Below are 18093 nucleotides of genomic sequence, written 5' to 3' on the forward strand. Positions count from 1 at the left end.
TGGCGGAGGGGCGGATACGAAACACGGGGTCGTGCTTGCCACCCCCTCCGTCTGCCACGCGCCAGCCATCTCCCCCTGGCGGGGGAGTATCCGCAAATCGCGCCTAAGCTTTGCCCGCCATCTTCGCCTTGAGATCCGCGAACGCGTTGGCGGGGCGAAACTCGTCCTCGCTGATCACCCCCGCTGCCGCCAGCGCCGCCGCCGCATTGGGTCCGCGCGGGAACGGATCGATCGCCAGTGCCAGCGTGTCGGCCGCCGCTTCGCCCAGATCGATCGCGCCCCCCTCGATCGCCACCGTGTCGAGCGCATCGTCGGACAGTTCGACCTCGTCGCCTTCCGCCACCAGCTGTTCCACGAACAGCAGCGCGACCGGTTCGTCGATCCTGGTATCAAGCGGCTCGTCGGTAACCGAGCACGCCTGCACCGCAGCCCCGGTGACGCGCCCCTTCACGACGATGCCGCTGTCGGTCCGCTTGATCCCGAACCGTGCCTCGAGTCGCGCGATCGATACCATCGCGAAGCGCTTCGCCAGCGCGGCACGCTCGTCCTCGTTGGCGACGATCTCGACGATCCGCTCACGCTCGCCGATCGTGTCGAGGCGTTCGGGGCGGCTGAATTCAGCCTTGTTCATACCAGGCGTCACGGTAGCTCTCCTGCGAGCAGTTTCATCATTGGCGTATTTTCTAGCGCGGCATGAAACGCCATCAGCGACGTCCGCACATGCGCCAGCGCGGCATCGGCCGGCGCCACCCCTCGATATAGGTTTCGCAGCAGCGCTGGCGTAATATCTCCAGCCGCCAGTCCATCACGGTATGCGCCGAGTCGACCGCCGAGCATGCTCATCATCTTGCCGATATGCTTGCCGACGATGATGTCGCCGATCCCGATTTCACGCAATTGGCCGTCCATGTCGTCGACAAAGCGTTCGGCAAGGCGCGCCGCGGGCTCGCCACCGGCGGGTTCCGCCTCGAGCCGTAGCATGACGACCGCAAGCAGAGTCGCGATCATGTCGAACCGGCCGTCGACGGTGTCCGGCACCGCACCGTCCCGATACCAATGCTCGGCACGCGCCCGCGTCACGACCGCGGTATACAGCGGCAGCGCTTCGTCCGGCTTCTCGCCGAGCAGTCTTCCCAACCAGCTCAATCCGTCGTCCTTCGCCCATCGACCGCGCACCGACTTGTTTGCCCGCGCATCCTCGCATATCGAGGCGATCGGCGGCCGATGCAATCGCATCGCAACCGTCACGTGTTTTCGCGTGCCCCGGTTGGGAGTTTATATGAGCGTGTTTTCCGCCCGTACGGGTCTCGCCGCCGCGCTTGCGGTCGTTACGCTTGCCAGCGCGGGCTGCACCCAGTTGCGCTCGCATCAGGGGTATGTCGTCGACACCGACCTGGTCAACTCGGTCCAGCCCGGCGTGGATAACCGTCAGTCGGTGCTCCAGACGCTCGGCAAGCCGACGCTCGCGGGTCAGTTCGACCAGGGAGATTGGTATTATCTCGCACGCGACAGCCGCAACCTGGCGTTCCGCAATCCGCGGCCCAACGCGCAGATCACGCTGCAGATCAGCTTCGACCAGAAGGGGACCGTCACCGCGATCCGTCGCGGCGGGCTCGATCAGGTTGCCTCGGTCAAGCCGTACGGCAAGACCACGCCGACGCTGGGTCGCGAACGCGGCTTCTTCCAGGATCTGTTCGGAAACATCGGTACGGTCGGCGCCGCGGGTGCCGGCGGCGGCGGTGGCAATGGCGGCAACACCGGCGGCGGTGGGCGCGATCGTCCGTAATCAAGGCTGAGTCCCACCGGTTTGGCCGTACCGCCTGCTACGCATCGGTACGGCCGGGCCGGGAGTGGATCGGCGCCGATCCCGAAAGGGGGGTGGGATCGCGGACGTAACGCCTCGCGATGACGATGGTTCGCAGGCCCCGCCCAAACCTGCATATTTTTGGTGACTCAGCGCCATCACTTGCGCCGCGGAGACCGCCAAACATCCGTTTCGGATCGGACTGAATCCGAAACGGACATATGCTGCTGTACCTCGTCGTCGGGGGTACGCCATGCTCGAGTCGTTCTGGATCATCGACGGCTTGGCGCGGGAAAGTTTGCTGTTTGCCGGAGTCGGGCTTTTTCTTGGCGGCATCGACGACCTGCTGGTCGATCTCGTTTTCATCGTCCGTCGGATCCGGCATGGCGCGCGTCCCCGGCTGACGCTCGCGACTCTGCCGCCGCCACGATGCATCGGCGCGATCGCAGTGTTCGTAGCGGCATGGGACGAGGTGTCGGTAATCGGCGGCATGTTGTCGACCGCGCTGGATCGCTATCGCCATGACGATTACCGGATCTATGTCGGTGTCTATCCGAATGATCGGGGCACGATCGATGCCGTTGCCGCGATCGCCGAGCATGATGCCCGCGTCAGGATCGTGATCGGGCCGCGCGACGGTCCCACGACCAAGGCGGATTGCCTCAATACGGTGTGGCATGCGCTCGGCCGCGACGATGCCCGTGAGCACCGGCATACCAAGGCGATCGTGCTGCACGACGCCGAGGATGTCGTGCATCCGCAGGAACTGCGTGTCTTCGATTGCCTGATCGATCGGTACGATGTCGTGCAATTGCCGGTCCTCCCGCTCGTCCATCACGGTGCTCGGCTGGTGTCGGGACACTATGCCGACGAGTTTGCCGAGTCGCACGCGAAGCAGATCGTCGTCAGGACCGCTTTGGGGGCGGGAATGCCGCTAGCCGGCACCGGCTGCGCGATCGCACCCGACATGCTTGCCAGGATCGCGTTCGCGCGCGGCGGCAATCCGTTCGACGCGACCAGTCTAACCGAGGATTATGAACTTGGCTTGCGGCTGGCGGAGCTTGGCGCGCGCTGTATCTTTGCGCGGGTAGCAGCGGACGATGTCGGTGCAGTCGTCGCCGTGCGCGCCTATTTCCCCGGTACGATCCGCGAGTCGGTCCGCCAGAAAACACGGTGGATGAACGGCATCGCGCTAGCCGGTTGGGATCGGACCGGCTGGGCGAGGCCCCGCGCCTTTGCCGACCACTGGATGCGGATGCGTGATCGGCGGGCACCGCTCGCCGTCGTCATTCTCGCGGTCGCCTATGTCGGGATGCTGGCTTGGGCATTGTCGATGGCGGCGCATCACTTTGCGGGCCAGGCAATGCCAGCGCTCGACCGGTCCCATCCGATCGCGCTCTGGCTGTTCATCGCCAACGCCGTCCTGCTGGCGTGGCGGCTGGGATCACGGATGGTGTTTACGGGTCGCAGCTACGGCGTTGGCGAAGCCTTTTGGGCGCTTCCCCGCTTCATCGTCGGCAACTGCGTCTCGTTGCTCGTCGCGCCCTGCGCGGTGGCGCGCTACATCGCCATGCTGCGGGGCGCAGCGCCGGTGTGGGACAAGACCCGTCATGAATTTCCCGACGCCCCCGCAGCGTCGATCAGCGCATGCCACGGGTTCGGACCGAGCGTTCCAGCACCGGGATGACCGGCGGGCGGCCGTTGCGATTCCTTGCGCTGACGCTGGGTGGCTGGGTGTTGGTCAGGATTGCGGTACTGTTGTCTGAGATCGAGCCCCGTCAACCCTTGCCCATCCGCCCAACCTTAACGAAGATACTGGTACCGCCCGCCGCCGCGACGGTATTTCCCGCCGCCGCGACGGTATTTCCCGCCGCCGCCGTATTCCCCGGTCCGCGCCAGATCGCATTCGTCATCCCGCCGTTGAGCGATACCGTCGTGACGCCCGCCCCGCCCGCCATCGTTTTCCGGGCAAAACCGCGCAAGGATGTCGCGCTGCCCCCCAGGGTATCCGGCGCGCCGGAAACCTGGTCGCTGGACCACATCGCCGCCCAGTCTTTCGGGCAGCAACCTCCCGGCCGAACCGACGCACCGCCTTTCCTGTTAGCGCCGTTCGTGGTTCGCGGCGCGAGTCGGCTGAACGGTAGTGCATGGCTGCTGGTACGCGGGGGCCCGGCCGGTACCGTCTCCGGCGGCCAGCTCGGCGCTTCGCAGGCGGGGCTGCGGATAACCTACGCGATCGACGCTGCCCGCCGGTTCGCACTGTCGGCCCGGGTCGCCGCCCCGCTCGAGGGCCGCGGACGCGAAGCCGCGGTTGGAATCGAGTGGCAACCGACGAGGATGCCGATCCGCCTGATCGTCGAGCACCGTTTCGTTCTCGATGGTGGCCGCAACGGACCGACGATCGGCGTGCTCGGCGGCTATGGTCCTGCCGATATCGTCCCCGGTGTCCGTCTTGAAACATACGGGCAGGCCGGTGCGATCGCCCGCGACGGGCTCCAGACGTTCGTCGATGCCTCGGCTCGGCTGACCCATCCGCTCGGCACCGTCGCGACGGCCCGTCTCGATATCGGCATCGGCACATGGGCGAGCGCGCAACGGGCTGCCGAACGTTTCGACATCGGACCATCGGTCGTCGCCACGCTGCCGATCGCGCATAAATCGCTCCGCCTGACGCTCGACTGGCGCGAGCGGATCGCGGGCGGCGCGCGTCCCGGCTCGGGACCGGCGCTGTCGATCGGCAGCGACTTCTGATCCCGTGTCCAAACACCGGGATCGGTGCTCAGTCCAGCCTAGCCCCGCGCGCGCAATCCGGTGTAACGCTGCTAACGTGGATCTGTATCTCCCCGTCGCCAACCTGTCGGTCAACGCGCTGGTCATCATCCTGCTCGGCGGGGGCGTCGGGCTGTTGTCGGGCATGTTCGGGGTGGGTGGCGGGTTCCTGACGACGCCGCTGCTGATCGTCTACGGCATCCCGCCGACCGTCGCCGCCGCCTCGTCCGCAAGCCAGGTGACCGGCGCGAGCGTGTCCGGCGTGTTCGCGCATTTTCGGCGCAAGGGCGTCGATACCAAGATGGGCGGGGTGCTGGTCGCAGGCGGTATCCTCGGTTCATTCTTCGGTGCGTGGCTGTTCCGGCTGCTCCAGCAAAGCGGGCAGATCGATACGGTGATCGCGATCGTCTACGTTCTCATGCTCGGCTCGATCGGCGGCCTGATGGCGAAGGAGTCGATTGGCACGATCGGGCGGGCGCGCACCGGGCGTCCGCCCAAGGCGCGCAAACGCCGCCATCACCCGCTCGTCGCCGCGCTGCCGCTCCGCACGCGGTTCTACGCCTCGGGGCTCTACATCTCACCGCTTGCGCCGCTGTTGCTCGGCTTCTTCACCGGCATCCTTACCATTCTCCTCGGGATCGGCGGCGGCTTCATCCTCGTGCCCGCGATGATCTACCTGCTCGGCATGGCGACCTCCGTCGTGGTCGGCACCTCCTTGTTTCAGACGCTGTTCGTGACCGCGGTCGCGACGATGGTCCATGCGACGACCACCAAAGCGGTCGACATCGTCCTCGCCGGGCTGTTGCTGCTCGGCTCAGTGGTCGGCGCACAGATCGGCGCGCGGTTTGCGAGCAAGTTCCGCCCCGAATATCTCCGCCTCGCGCTTGCGGTGATGGTGCTGCTGGTCGGCGCGCGCATCCTGCTCGGGCTGGTCTGGCGGCCCGAGGAGATCTTCTCGGTCACGCTGTCTTGAGAAAGTGGCCAATTCTGGCGTTCGCGCCGCTGCTGATGGCGCAGGCGAAGCCCGTGCTCGTCCCGGACGTATCGCAGCGCAATATCGAGATCGCCTACAGCTTCACCGGCGCAGAACTCCTCCTGTTCGGGGCGATTCTCTATCCCGGTGGCCGCCTGCCAACCGGCGAGCAACCGACCGACGTCGTCGTCGTCGTGAAGGGGCCGACCCAGTCGATCCTGATGCGCGAGAAGGAGAAGGTCGCCGGAATCTGGGTCAACGCGTCAAGGCTGCGCTACCGGTCCGCACCGAGCTTCTACGCGATCGCCTCATCCAAGCCGATCGACCGCCTCGTCGATGACCGGACGCGCGCGATCTACGAACTTGGGCTCGACAGCCTGCAATTGTCGCCCGCCTCCAGCGCCCCCGCCGATACGCAGGACCGCTTCCAGAAGGGCCTCGTCGACCTGAAACGACGTGCCGGCCTCTATTACGAGGCGCCACGGGCGGTCGAGATCACCGACGGCGTGCTATACCGGGCGCGCGTCTCGATCCCGGCGCGCGTACCGGTCGGCCGCTTCACCGCGGAGACGTTCCTGATCCGCGACGGACGCGTGCTGGCAGCCGCCGTGCGCGACATCGACATCCGCAAATCCGGCTTCGAACGCTTCGTCGCTCGCGCCGCGGATCGCTCGTCGGTCGTCTATGGTCTGGTCGCGGTTGCCCTCTCGGTCTTTCTTGGTTGGGCGGCGGGCTGGATCGCGCGAAGGGTTTAGCGTTCCTTCACCATCCTCACCGGATGTTTACGGTCTTGCGTGCAAGACATTGGGTAAATGACTGGGGATCTTGCCAGAATGAGTGAAATGCCGGGACCCGATGCCTTCCTGCGCGCGCCATCGCCGACCAGTGGTTCCGTCGGCATGGTACCGCCTGCCCCGATCGGCGTCGTCTTCGCGATCGCTGGATCGAGCAGCCGTGTGTTGCTCGACCGCGCGTCGATCGGTGCGCTGTGCGACGATCGCGACCCCGTTGTCGCGGCCGCAGGTCAGGTCGGCGGTCAGGTGAAGATGCGCGTTGGCACGACGTGGCTGGTCGCCAACATCCGGTCGCTCAAGCTCGAAGACAATGCCGGCACCTGCATCGCCGCCGACATCGACTTTCTCGGTGAGGGCGACGAGGAACGCCTGACCGGCAAGCTCTATCGGTTCCGTCGCGGTGTGACGCGGTATCCGATGCCCGGCGCCGAGGTGTACCCGATCACCACGTCGGACCTGCAACAGGTCTATGCCGCCGAGGATCGCGCCAACATCACCGTCGGCACGGTGTATCCGACCAGCGACATCCCCGCCGCGCTCTATGTCGACGCGATGCTCGGCAAGCATTTCGCGCTTGTCGGATCGACCGGTACCGGCAAGTCGACCAGTGCCGCCTTGATCCTCCACCGAATCTGCGAACTCGCGCCGCAGGGCCATATCGTGATGATCGATCCGCATGGCGAATATGCGGCTGCGTTCAAATCGAACGGTGCGCTGTACGACGTCTCGAATTTGCAAATGCCCTATTGGCTGATGAACTTCGAGGAGCATTGCGAGGTTTTCCTCACCAGCAGCGGGTCCGCGCGGCAGTTCGATGCGGACATCCTCGCCAAATGCCTGCTCGCCGCCAAAGCCAAGAGCCGTCTCGGTCAGGAGATCGCCAAGCTGACGGTCGATGCGCCCATTCCCTATCTGCTCAGCGACCTGACGACGATCATCAGCGCTGAAATGGGCAAGATGGACCGCGCCGGCGACACCGCGCCGTATCTACGCCTGAAAACCAAGATCGACGAGATCAAGGCGGACCCGCGCTATGGCTTCATGTTCTCGGGGATGCTCGTCGCGGACACGATGGCGAGTTTCCTAAGCCGGATCTTCCGCCTGCCCGGCGACGGCAAGCCGATCTCGATCATCGACGTCTCGGGTGTGCCGTCGGACATCACGTCCGTGGTGGTCGCGGTCCTTGCGCGGATGACGTTCGACTTTGCGATCTGGTCGCGCAACGAACCGCAGCGCCCGATCCTGCTCGTCTGCGAAGAGGCGCATCGCTACATCCCCGCCGGCCAGGAGACGAGCAGTGCGGTCGGTCGCATCCTCGGCCGGATCGCGAAGGAAGGCCGTAAGTACGGCGTGTCGCTCGGCCTCATCACGCAGCGCCCGTCGGATCTGGCGGAAGGCGTGCTGTCGCAGTGCGGCACGATCATCGCGATGCGCCTCAACAACGACCGCGATCAGGCGTTCGTCCGCGCGGCGATGCCCGAAGGCGCGCGCGGCTTCCTGGATTCGATTCCGGCGTTGCGCAATCGCGAGTGCATCATCTGCGGCGAAGGCGTGACGATCCCGATCCGCGTGAGCTTCGACGGGCTTGAGGAATCAAAACGTCCGGCGTCGGGCGACCCACTCTTTTCCGAACTCTGGCGCGACGTCGGCGGTGAAGACCAGATCATCGGCAGGACGATTCAGCGCTGGCGGGCACAAGGCAAATAGACCGCCGGTTTCAGCCCCGCGTGGTCAATCCGCGTCGGGGCCTAAAGTCGGATCGAGATCGCGGGGGCGAATGAAGCGGGTCAGGCGGGCGGTGGCCGTCGTGATATCCGCCCAATCCCCTTCAAACTGGAGCTCGGCGATGCTGGCGGTCGGATATTTGTCCTCGACCGCATCGCGCAGCGGGTCGGCCCCGTCCGCCACCAGCATCAGGACGAGATCTTCCAACCCCGGATTATGCCCGATCAATAGCGCGCTCTCGGCTTCGGCCGGAAAGCCGTGCACCACGTCGAGCAACGTCGCTGCCGACGCAAGATACACGCGACGGTCCAGCGTCGGCGCGATCGTCCGACCATAGCCCGATTCGATCTGCTCCAGCGTTTCCGACACGCGCACCGCGGGCGAGGCAATCGCATGATCGAACGCCAATCCCAGTGATCGCATATGCCGACCGACCATCGCCGCGGCGCGCTTACCCTTGGCGTTGAGCGGGCGGTCGAAATCGCGCGCAACCGGATCGTCCCAGCCGGACTTGGCGTGGCGCAACAGCGTCAACGTCTTCATGGCAATCCTCAAGCGGGTTGGCGGCTTTCATGCCCTACCGGGGCCCGTGAGGAAAGCCGGCTCGCGACTCGGGCCACCGCTTCTTCGAGCGTGACGCGGGCGATCGGCACGCCCGGCGGGAACGCACTGAGCAGCCGCGACGGCATTGCCGCGGACAGCATCACGAACACGCCCGAATCGTCGGCGCGGCGGATCAACCGGCCGAATGCTTGCGCGAGCCGCGCGCGGACGAGCCGGTCGTCATACGCCGAGCCTCCACCGGCCAGGCGCCGCGCCGCGTGCAGCACCGAGGGTTTCGCCCACGGGACGCCCTCCATCACCACGAGTCGCAGCGACTCACCGGGCACGTCGACGCCGTCTCGGAGTGCATCGGTGCCGAGCAGGCTCGCGCCCGGATCATCGCGAAAAATATCGACCAAGGTACCGGTATCGATAGGATCGACATGTTGCGCGTGGAGCGGCAGGCCTTCGCGCGCGAGTCGATCGGCGATGCGGCCATGCACGCCGCGCAACCGTCGGATAGCGGTGAACAGCCCGAGCGTCCCGCCGCGGCTGGCGACGATCAGTTGCGCATAGGCGTTGGCCAGCGCGCCGATGTCGCCGCGCTTCACGTCGGTGACGATTAGGACTTCGGCCTGACGCGTGTAATCGAACGGGCTCTTCGCCTCGAACCGGGCGGCGGGGCGGAGCAGATGCGGGGCGCCGGTGCGGGCTTCGGCCACCTCCCAATCGCCGCCGCCGGTCAGCGTTGCAGAGGTAACCAGTGCACCATGCGCCGGTTTCAACACGATCTCGGCGAAGGGTCGCGTCGGGTCGAGCCAGTGGCGATGCAGCCCGATATCGAATTCGCGGCCTTCGATGCGGTCGACCGCAAGCCAATCGACGAAATCGCCATCGACCGGTCCCCCGACGCGCGCGAGCAGCGACAGCCACGACGCCACCGTCTCCGCCCGCCAGCCTATCGAGGCGATTGCGCCTTCGACTCGTGCGCGGGCGGGCGCGTCCATCCAGTCGGGCGCTTCGGCGAGCACGGCTTCAAGCCGGCGGCCGAGCGTTACGAGCGGGCGGACGAGTGCGTCGAGCGCGGCGGCGGCAGGCGCCGCGGCCTCGATCAGCGTCGCGTCGGGTTCGGCCAGTTCGGTCTCCAGGCCGTACCCCGCGTCGCCCGGTTGCTCGGCTCGCGCGTAGGTAAGCCCGCGGACGGCGGCGAGCAGCGTTTCGATCGGCCCGAACGGGGCGCCTTCGCCGAGGCGTTGCAGCCAGCCGTCGGACGCCAGCGCTCCCGCCGCGGTCACCGCATCGCTGATCGCCCGCGCGCCCTGTTCGTCATAGCTGGCGAGATCGGACAGGCGTGCGGCAAGCCCCCGCCGCCGCCCGCGACCGCTCGATTCGGGGCCAAGGATCCAGCGGCGCAGTTCGATCGTCTCCGCACCGGTCAACGCGGTCGCGAACATCGAATCGGCGGCGTCGAAGATGTGATGCCCCTCGTCGAACACGTAGCGCGTCGGCCGGGTGGCGAGTTCGCGCCCCCTTGCCGCGTTGACCATCACCAGTGCGTGGTTGGCGATGACGATGTCGGCGTCGGACGAGGCGCGAGCGGCGCGCTCGATGAAGCATTTCCGGTAGTGCGGGCAGCCGGCATAGACGCACTCGCCGCGCCGGTCGGTCAGTGCAGTTGAACCATTGCGGCGAAACAGCGTCGGCAGCCAGCCGGGCAGGTCGCCGCCGACCATGTCGCCGTCCGCGCTGTACGCCGCCCAGCGCGCGACGAGGTGTGCGAGGATCGCCGCGCGGCCCGCGAACCCGCCTTGCAGCGCGTCCTCGAGGTTGAGCAGGCAGAGGTAATTCTCGCGGCCTTTGCGCGTGACGACCTTGGCTTTGCGGATCGCGGCGTCGGGATAAAGCCGCGCGGTTTCCTGCCCCAACTGCCGTTGCAGCGTCTTGGTGTAGGTCGAGATCCACACCGCGCCGCCCGCCTTTTCCGCCCAGAGCGATGCAGGAGCGAGATAGCCGAGCGTCTTGCCGATCCCGGTCCCCGCCTCGGCAAGGACGAGGTTCGGCGTGTCGCGCATCGCGCGCGGCGCGAACGCGGCGGTGGCTGCGCCGGCATAGGCGCGCTGGCCGGGGCGTTCCTCGGCACCGTGGCCGGTAAGGTCGACGAGCCGCGCCTCCGCATCGCCCGGCTCGATCGTGACCGTGCGCGGGGCGGGTCGCGGCGCGTGCTCCTCCCATTCGGGGAGCGACGAGAACAGCCAGCGTTCGTTGACCGCGGGTTTCTTCAGCCGCTCGGCGACGACCGGCGCCCACGGCCAGCGCAACCGGAACAGCGATTGCGCCGCGGTCCAGGCACCTTCGCGCTCGGGCCAGTCGCCATCGGTGAGCGCCAGCATCGCTTCGGCAGCGCGCAGCAGGAACGGCGCGACCGCGGCATCCTCGCTCGGCACATCGAGCCCGGTAACCCGCGCGATCCCCTTCGGCGTCGGCACCGCGAACTGCGCCGGGCGAAGGAAGGCATAGAGTTCGAGCAGATCGAGCCCCGACAGATCGGGATACCCGAGTCGCTGCCCGACCAGCGGCGCGTTGAGCATGACGACCGGCGTGTCGGCGGCGATCCGAATCGCCTCGCCCCGCCCGATCGGACGCGCACCCTCGACGTTCGCGATCCAGATGCCGGCGTGGCTGGCGTGGAGGGCGGGATAGCGAAGCACTCCGCAACCTTGCTGCAACGAGAACGAAAGGGCAACCTTTTGTGGAAGGGGATATGATCAGCGGTGCGCAGGACCCCGATCAGGGATGCCCCGCCCCCGCCCGTCATCCCAGCGAAAGCCGGGATATTCATGGGGCGAGTGCTGCGATACCCACGGGGATATCCCAGCTTTTGCTGGGATGACGGGAGGGGCATCGATACGCGAACTTATCGAAATTCGCCGTTACGCAACCGGTACGGTTCACATGCGTTGCGCACTTATCGATACTGGCCTTTACCTACATCAACAGGGACGATCATCATGCGGAAGTTTCTCATGGCGCTGAGCGCGCTCTCGCTCGCAATCCCGGCCGCCGCCGTGATCCCTACGGGCAAGGCCGAAGCACGCTCGAAGCGCGAATATCGCGGCCATGACCGCCGTTACCGCGCCAAGCGTTGCCGTCATTCGAGCGGCACGACTGGCCTGGTTGCAGGCGGCGTCGGTGGCGCAGTGCTCGGCAATGCGGTCGGCGGCGGGCTGCTCGGCACGCTGGCCGGCGGCGCAGCAGGTGCGCTCGGTGGCCGTGCGGTCGACCGGACGATCACTGCGAAGGATCGTTGCCGCTGATAGGCATGCGGCGGTGGGGGTGACGGATCGGAGTGCACGCGCTAGTCGCGATGTATCATGACCGACGAACTCCGCACCGCCGCCCTCGAGTCCAAAGCCTGGCCGTACGAGGAGGCACGCAAACTCCTTAAGCGGTATCCGAACGGCAAGTCGGGCGATCCGGTGCTGTTCGAGACGGGCTACGGACCGTCGGGCCTGCCACACATCGGCACGTTCAACGAAGTCCTCCGCACGACCATGGTGCGCAACGCCTTCCACGCGCTGAGCGATACGCCGACGCGGCTGATCGCGTTCTCGGACGATATGGACGGCCTGCGCAAAGTGCCGGACAACGTCCCCAACGGCGACATGCTGCGCGAGCATCTCGGCAAGCCGCTGACGCAGATCCCCGATCCGTTCGGCACGCATTCCAGCTTTGCCGCACACAACAACGCGATCCTGCGCGAATTTCTCGACCGCTATGGCTTCGACTACGAGTTCGCGTCGTCGACCGAATATTACACATCCGGGCGTTTCGACGAGGCGCTCAAGGGTGTGCTTCGCCACTTCCAGGGCATCCAGGACGTGATGCTCCCGACGCTGCGGGCCGAGCGTCGCGCGACCTATTCGCCGGTGCTGCCGATCTCGCCGACCAGCGGCATCGTGCTGCAAGTGCCGATCGAGGTGATCGATGCCGACGCAGGCCTGATCGCATTCGAAGACGACGGCCAACGGATCGAGCAGAGCGTGCTCGGCGGCAAGGCCAAGCTGCAGTGGAAGGTCGACTGGGCGATGCGCTGGGTTGCGCTCGGCGTCGATTACGAGATGGCGGGCAAGGACCTGATCGATTCGGTGACGCAGTCGTCGAAGATCGCGTGCGTGCTCGGCGGGCGCCCGCCCGAAGGCTTCAACTACGAGATGTTCCTCGACGAGAATGGCGAGAAGATCTCGAAGTCGAAGGGCAACGGGCTCAGCCTCGAGCAGTGGCTGACCTATGGCCCCGAGGAATCACTGGCGTTCTACGCGTATCGCGAGCCGAAAAAGGCGAAGTCGTTGCACATGGGCGTCATCCCGCGCGCGGTGGACGACTATTGGCAGTTCCGCGGCAATTATGCGGGCCAGGACCTGAAGCAGAAGCTCGGCAATCCGGTGCATCACATCCACGACGGCAAGCTGCCGACGGGCGAGCTGCCGGTGACGTTCGGATTGTTGCTCAACCTCGTCGGCGTGATGGGCGACGCGAGCAAGGAGCAGGTCTGGGGCTATCTGGCCAATTATGTGCCCGATGCATCGGCGGAAAAATATCCCGAGCTCGACCGTCTGATCGGCTATGCGCTGGCCTATAGCCGCGATTTCGTCGCGCCGACGCTGAAGCGCCGTGCCCCCGAGGGTGTCGAGGTCGCGGCGCTGGAGCGGCTGGACGCGGAACTGGCCGCGTTGCCCGCGGAGGCGAGCGCGGAGGATATCCAGAACATCGTCTACGAGATCGGCAAGACCGGCGGGTTCGACAACCTCCGCGACTGGTTCAAGGCGCTGTACGAGACGTTGCTCGGGTCCGAGCAGGGGCCGCGGATGGGCAGCTTCATCGCCTTGTACGGCGTCGCGAACTCACGGAAACTGATCGCGGAAGCGTTGGCTCGGTAAGGCTGCTCTGGCAGACAGATCCACCCCGGCGGAGGCCGGGCCAATTGGGATACGCGCCTAACGGAGCGCAACGTGTCGTTACTCTGACCTTTCCAATTGGGCCCCGGCCTTCGCCGGGGTGGTGTTTGAGGCATCCGATCTCGCGCGCCGGCTAGACGAAAGCAGTGGAACATATTAGCAACAAGCCCGCCTCCTCCGATTCGGAATCCGGCATGTTTCATCGACCGATCGCCCGTCATCGCCTGTTCTTCGCGATCCGCCCACCACTGCCGCTTGCGCGCCAGATTACTGCCGCAGCGGTGTGGTTCGAAACGGACGGAGACAAGCTGCGCCCCGAGCATCTCCATGTCACGATCGACATCCTCGACGACCATGACCGCGTCTCGACCGCGCTGGAACGCGATCTGAAGGCGATTGGCGACGCAGTCGAAGCCGCGCCGTTCGCGCTTCAGTTCGACACCGCGGTCGGCAGCGAACGCTCCATCGCGCTGCGTTCGCGCCACAAGAACGCCTCACTAGCCGCACTGCATCAGCGGATCGCAGTAGCACGCGAGTCGGCGGGGCTGTCCCAGCGCAAAGGCTATCAGTTCAGCCCGCACATGACGCTCGGCTACCGCGACGGCGCGCCGTTCACGCAAACCATCGCGCCGATCGGCTGGGCCGCGGACGCATTCGTACTGGTCCACAGCCATGTCGGCCGGACGCGCCACGATGTGATCGGCCGCTGGCTGCTGAACGGCGACGACGATCGGCAACTGACGCTGTTCTAAGCGCTCGAATTTGCCGAACGCGCGCGACCCGGTAGGACCCATAGGGCGATCGGTCGGTTCTTCCCCCGTGACCGCTCACCAAGGAGCAACGATGCGACTGTTCTTCGACGAGTCCCAGCGGACCCACGCACCAGTCTGGGAACTGCACAACGGCGCATTCACGGCCTATGCGGAGGCTCCCGCGCGCGTCGATGCGATCCTGCGCGCGCTCGGTCCGGTCGAGGCGCCGGAAGATCGCGGCGAGGCGCCGATCCTAGCCGTCCACCCCGCGCCATACGTCGCGTTCCTAAAGGACGCGGCGCGACTGTGGCGCGAGGCTGGACGAGACGGCGACGCGATCCCCTACACCTTCCCGATCCGTGGTCGCCGGCCGCTCGACCTCACCCGCATCGACGCGCTCATCGGCGCGCATAGCTTCGACGCGACCACGCCGATCACCCCGCAGACCTGGGCCGCCTCCTATGGCAGCGCCCAGTCCGCGCTCGCCGCGACGCATGCGGTCCTCGATGGCGACCGCGCGGCGTTCGCGCTCTGCCGCCCGCCCGGCCATCATGCCGGCGCGGATTATTGCGGCGGATATTGCCACCTCAACACCGCCGCGATCGCCGCACAGGCCGCGCGCGACGCCGGTGTCGCGCGCGTCGCGATCCTCGATATCGACTATCACCACGGCAACGGCACGCAGGATATCTTCTACACGAGAGGCGACGTGTTCTACGCCTCGGTCCATGCCGATCCGAAGACCGACTATCCCTTTTACTGGGGCCACGCAGAGGAAACCGGCGAAGCCAACGGACTTGGTACGACGCTGAACCTGCCCCTCCCGCAAGGCACGCAAATCGACGCGTTCCGGGCCGCGCAGACCACAGCGCTCGACGCGATCGCCGCGTTCGATCCCGGCCTGCTCGTCGTCAGCTTCGGCGCGGACACGTGGGAGGGCGATCCGATCTCGCATTTCAAGCTGACCACGCCCGACTACGCAGTGCTGGCCGCTGACATCGCGGCTCGCGAGTGGCCGACCGTCATCGTCATGGAGGGCGGATACGCAGTCGACGCGCTTGGCCACAACGTCGCGAGTTTCCTGCGTGGCTTCTGAAGCGCCGATTGCGCTCAGGACGCCCGCCTACCGCCGGCTCACGCTGGCCATGCTGTTCGCGGGGTTCTCGACCTTCTCGCTGCTGTATTCGGTGCAGCCATTGCTGCCGCTTTTCGCCGCGCAGTTTGGGCTGACCGCGGAGGGCGCGTCGCTCGCGGTGTCATTAGCGACCGGGCCCTTGGCGATCGGCATCCTGTTTGCCGGGTTCGTGTCCGACCGCGTCGGCCGGCGTCCGCTGATGATCGCGGCGATGTTCGCGGCGGGGGCGCTGACGCTGGCGGCGGCGGTCGTGCCGGGGTGGAGCGGGTTGCTCGTGTTGCGCTTCCTGACTGGTGTTGCGCTCGCAGGCGTGCCGGCGGTGGCGATGGCCTATGTCGCAGAGGAGGTTGATGCGGGCTCGGTCGGTGCGGCGATGGGGCTGTATATCGCGGGCAGCGCGCTCGGCGGGATGGCCGGGCGGCTGGTCGTGAGCATCGTCGCCGATCTCGAAGGCTGGCGCTGGGCGCTGGCCGCGGTCGGCATCGCCGGCCTCGCGATGGCCGAGGCGTTTCGCCGGCTCGCGCCACCCTCGCGCAATTTCACGCCGAGCGTGGGACGGCCGGGGGCGCTGCTGCGGAGTGCCGGATCGCTGTTCACCGATCGCGCAATGCCGCTGCTCTATCTCGAGGCGTTCCTGCTGATGGGCGTGTTCGTCACAATCTATAATTACGCAGGCTTCCGGTTGATGAGCCCGCCCTACGGCCTCAGCCAGGCGGCGGTCGGCGGCGTGTTCCTGCTCTACGTGCTGGGCTCGGTGAGTTCGGCGAAGTTCGGGACGCTCGCCGGACGACTCGGGCGACGGAAGGTCTTCTGGATCCCCGTCGTTCTGCTGATCGTCGGCGTCGCGCTGACCGCGATGACGCCGCTCGTGCTGGTGATCGCGGGGATCGCGGTCGTGACGGTCGGCTTCTTCGGCGCGCATTCGATCGCAAGCGCCTGGGTCGGCAGGCGCGCGCAGGGTTCGCGCGGGCAGGCGGCGGCGTTCTATCTTTTCTTCTATTATATGGGGTCGAGCGTACTGGGATCGGCCGGCGGCTTCGCCTGGACGCATGCCGGATGGCCGGGGGTGACGGCGTTCTGTTTGCTGCTCGGCGTGGCGGCGTTGGTGATCGGGCTGGTGCTGCGGACGGTGCCGCCGCTGATGGTGGAGCCTCCTGTGCCGCAGCGGATGCCGGATCCGTGACATCCCTCCATCCGTCATCCCGACCATTCCGTCATCCCAGCGAAAGCTGGGATATCATCATTTGACCCACGTCATCTGATACGGAGGAATACCCCGGCTTTCGCTGGGGTGACGGGATCTGGCGGGTTTGGTCGAAACTCGAGCAACGAGCACTCGCCCCTTCTACCGCGACGCCACGTCCGTCGCGTCGACCGGCGGCATACCCACCATTCCCTTCGCGACCGCTTCGACCCGCTCCATGACGCGGAGGACGTTGCCGCCGGACAGTTTCGCCAGATCGCCGTCGCTCCAGCCCCGCCGCGCCAGTTCCGCGAACAGCAGCGGGTAGCCGTCGACGCCCTTCATCGCGATCGGCCCGGTCCCTTGGATCCCGTCGAAGTCGCCGCCGATCCCGACATGATCGTGACCCGCGATCTTCGCGATATGCTCGACATGATCGGCGACCGTCGCGGCAGTGACCTGAGGCTCGGGATGCGCGGCGTCCCACGCCACCAGCGGCGCTGGCGATTTGGCGCCATAGACCCCTGCCGGCACGCCGACCGACTTCGCATAGGCCGAGCGCGCGACGTCCCAGGCGCGCCATTCGGCCGACAGGAACGACGGGTAGAAGTTCACCATCACCACGCCGCCGTTCGCGCCGATCGCCCGCAATAGAATGTCGGGAATGTTGCGCGGCGCGTCGGCGATCGCGCGCGCGCTGGAGTGCGAGGCGATCACCGGCGCCTTGGTCGCGGCCAAGGCCGCGGCCATCGTCGCGTCCGAGACGTGGCTGACGTCGACGATCATCCCGATCCGGTTCATCTCCGCGACCACCTGCCGCCCGAAATCGCTGAGCCCGTTGGCGCGCGGTGCGTCGGTCGAGCTGTCCGCCCAATTCAGGCTCTTGCCGTGCGTCAGCGTCATGTACGCGACGCCAAGCGCGCGATACTGACGCAGCACCGACAGCCGCCCGTCGATCTGGTGCCCGCCCTCGACGCCGATCAGCGACGCGATGCGCCCCGCCTTCTCGATCCGTCGGATATCCGCGGCAGTGGTGGCGAGTTCGAACGTCGCCGGGTTCGCGGCGACGAAACGGCGGACGATGTCGATCTCCTCCAGCGTCATCGTGACCGGGGCGGGCGCATCGGCGGGGATGTAGACCGACCAGAACTGACCGCCGACATGACCTTTGCGCAGACGAGGAATGTCGGTCTGCAACGGGTTCGGCAGCCGTGCGGTGTCGACCGAAAGATCGACCGCCTCGACCTTCGCGTCGTGCAGATCGCGGATCTCCCAGGCGAGGTCGTTATGCCCGTCGATCACCGGACTCCGCTCCAGCACGCGCTCGACGCGGCGCGATAGGGCAGCCTCGGGGCTAGCCTGCGCGGCCATCAGCAGGAATGCGGCGATCATGTCTTGGTCCCCAATAGCGTCCGCTCCATCCTGAAGGAGGTGTTCGCGTGCGACAAGCCGGCTAAGGC

16 protein-coding genes are annotated in these 18093 nt (G+C 66.6%); 11 read left to right on the forward strand and 5 right to left on the reverse strand.

All coding sequences use genetic code 11. The features are described from left to right. Positions 1–103: 103 nt before the first annotated feature. Positions 104–631 carry a DUF177 domain-containing protein gene (locus tag U1763_RS15645; protein ID WP_132735376.1) on the reverse strand — a complete coding sequence of 176 codons (528 nt, stop codon included), beginning with the start codon at positions 629–631 and terminating at the stop codon, positions 104–106. Between the two features lie 8 nt (positions 632–639). After that, positions 640–1146, reverse strand: a complete 507-nt coding sequence (locus U1763_RS15650) for a ubiquinol-cytochrome C chaperone family protein (protein ID WP_243643200.1) — start codon at positions 1144–1146, stop codon at positions 640–642. A 133-nt stretch (positions 1147–1279) separates the two neighbouring features. Between U1763_RS15650 and U1763_RS15655 the strand changes: the two genes are divergently transcribed. The 6 genes from U1763_RS15655 (at position 1280) to U1763_RS15680 (ending at position 8047) form a co-directional block, all read left to right on the forward strand. Next, positions 1280–1786, forward strand: coding sequence for an outer membrane protein assembly factor BamE (locus tag U1763_RS15655; RefSeq protein WP_132735062.1), 507 nt, complete (start codon positions 1280–1282; stop codon positions 1784–1786). 271 nt (positions 1787–2057) lie between these two features. Then, complete coding sequence (locus U1763_RS15660; protein ID WP_132735060.1) at positions 2058–3491, forward strand: glycosyl transferase family protein; 1434 nt, start codon at positions 2058–2060, stop codon at positions 3489–3491. 98 nt (positions 3492–3589) lie between these two features. After that, positions 3590–4555, forward strand: coding sequence for a hypothetical protein (locus U1763_RS15665; RefSeq protein ID WP_332755925.1), 966 nt, complete (start codon positions 3590–3592; stop codon positions 4553–4555). Between the two features lie 76 nt (positions 4556–4631). Continuing rightward, on the forward strand, positions 4632–5546 hold the full coding sequence (locus tag U1763_RS15670; RefSeq protein ID WP_132735058.1) for a sulfite exporter TauE/SafE family protein: 915 nt from the start codon (positions 4632–4634) through the stop codon (positions 5544–5546). Positions 5547–5581: 35 nt separating this feature from the next. Beyond that, positions 5582–6301, forward strand: coding sequence for a TIGR02186 family protein (locus tag U1763_RS15675; protein WP_207894105.1), 720 nt, complete (start codon positions 5582–5584; stop codon positions 6299–6301). A 78-nt stretch (positions 6302–6379) separates the two neighbouring features. After that, on the forward strand, positions 6380–8047 hold the full coding sequence (locus U1763_RS15680; protein WP_132735054.1) for an ATP-binding protein: 1668 nt from the start codon (positions 6380–6382) through the stop codon (positions 8045–8047). A gap of 24 nt (positions 8048–8071) precedes the next feature. Here the strand turns inward: U1763_RS15680 and U1763_RS15685 are convergent, their stop codons facing one another. Continuing rightward, positions 8072–8608 (reverse strand): SixA phosphatase family protein, encoded by a 537-nt coding sequence (locus U1763_RS15685; protein WP_277984071.1) that lies wholly within the window; start codon positions 8606–8608, stop codon positions 8072–8074. Between the two features lie 8 nt (positions 8609–8616). Then, positions 8617–11316, reverse strand: a complete 2700-nt coding sequence (locus U1763_RS15690; RefSeq protein ID WP_332755926.1) for an ATP-dependent DNA helicase — start codon at positions 11314–11316, stop codon at positions 8617–8619. Positions 11317–11616: 300 nt separating this feature from the next. Here U1763_RS15690 and U1763_RS15695 point away from each other — a divergent pair, with 300 nt between their 5' ends. From U1763_RS15695 to U1763_RS15715, 5 genes are all read left to right on the forward strand, one after another. Continuing rightward, complete coding sequence (locus U1763_RS15695) at positions 11617–11922, forward strand: hypothetical protein (RefSeq protein ID WP_056053958.1); 306 nt, start codon at positions 11617–11619, stop codon at positions 11920–11922. 57 nt (positions 11923–11979) lie between these two features. Continuing rightward, complete coding sequence (locus tag U1763_RS15700; protein WP_332755927.1) at positions 11980–13545, forward strand: lysine--tRNA ligase; 1566 nt, start codon at positions 11980–11982, stop codon at positions 13543–13545. 212 nt (positions 13546–13757) lie between these two features. Beyond that, positions 13758–14315: a 2'-5' RNA ligase family protein gene (locus tag U1763_RS15705; protein ID WP_332755928.1), complete on the forward strand. Its 558-nt coding sequence runs from the start codon at positions 13758–13760 to the stop codon at positions 14313–14315. Between the two features lie 91 nt (positions 14316–14406). Beyond that, positions 14407–15411 carry a histone deacetylase family protein gene (locus U1763_RS15710; RefSeq protein WP_332755929.1) on the forward strand — a complete coding sequence of 335 codons (1005 nt, stop codon included), beginning with the start codon at positions 14407–14409 and terminating at the stop codon, positions 15409–15411. Then, entirely contained in the window at positions 15401–16633 is a 1233-nt protein-coding gene (locus U1763_RS15715) for an MFS transporter (RefSeq protein WP_332755930.1), read from the forward strand. The genes U1763_RS15710 and U1763_RS15715 overlap by 11 nt, the downstream gene beginning before the upstream one ends. A gap of 162 nt (positions 16634–16795) precedes the next feature. Here the strand turns inward: U1763_RS15715 and U1763_RS15720 are convergent, their stop codons facing one another. Continuing rightward, positions 16796–18025: a dipeptidase gene (locus U1763_RS15720; protein WP_332755931.1), complete on the reverse strand. Its 1230-nt coding sequence runs from the start codon at positions 18023–18025 to the stop codon at positions 16796–16798. Positions 18026–18093 lie beyond the last annotated feature (68 nt).

The sequence above is a fragment of the Sphingomonas sorbitolis genome (genome assembly GCF_036663875.1).
In the GTDB taxonomy this organism is placed as follows: domain Bacteria; phylum Pseudomonadota; class Alphaproteobacteria; order Sphingomonadales; family Sphingomonadaceae; genus Sphingomonas.

Coding starts and splice junctions, on each gene's coding strand:
- U1763_RS15645 (WP_132735376.1), bottom strand. CDS start 631: ATGAACAAGGCTGAATTCAGCCGCCCCGAACGCCTCGACACGATCGGC.
- U1763_RS15655 (WP_132735062.1), top strand. CDS start 1,280: ATGAGCGTGTTTTCCGCCCGTACGGGTCTCGCCGCCGCGCTTGCGGTC.
- U1763_RS15660 (WP_132735060.1), top strand. CDS start 2,058: ATGCTCGAGTCGTTCTGGATCATCGACGGCTTGGCGCGGGAAAGTTTG.
- U1763_RS15675 (WP_207894105.1), top strand. CDS start 5,582: ATGGCGCAGGCGAAGCCCGTGCTCGTCCCGGACGTATCGCAGCGCAAT.
- U1763_RS15680 (WP_132735054.1), top strand. CDS start 6,380: ATGAGTGAAATGCCGGGACCCGATGCCTTCCTGCGCGCGCCATCGCCG.
- U1763_RS15685 (WP_277984071.1), bottom strand. CDS start 8,608: ATGAAGACGTTGACGCTGTTGCGCCACGCCAAGTCCGGCTGGGACGAT.
- U1763_RS15695 (WP_056053958.1), top strand. CDS start 11,617: ATGCGGAAGTTTCTCATGGCGCTGAGCGCGCTCTCGCTCGCAATCCCG.
- U1763_RS15700 (WP_332755927.1), top strand. CDS start 11,980: ATGACCGACGAACTCCGCACCGCCGCCCTCGAGTCCAAAGCCTGGCCG.
- U1763_RS15705 (WP_332755928.1), top strand. CDS start 13,758: ATGTTTCATCGACCGATCGCCCGTCATCGCCTGTTCTTCGCGATCCGC.
- U1763_RS15710 (WP_332755929.1), top strand. CDS start 14,407: ATGCGACTGTTCTTCGACGAGTCCCAGCGGACCCACGCACCAGTCTGG.
- U1763_RS15720 (WP_332755931.1), bottom strand. CDS start 18,025: ATGATCGCCGCATTCCTGCTGATGGCCGCGCAGGCTAGCCCCGAGGCT.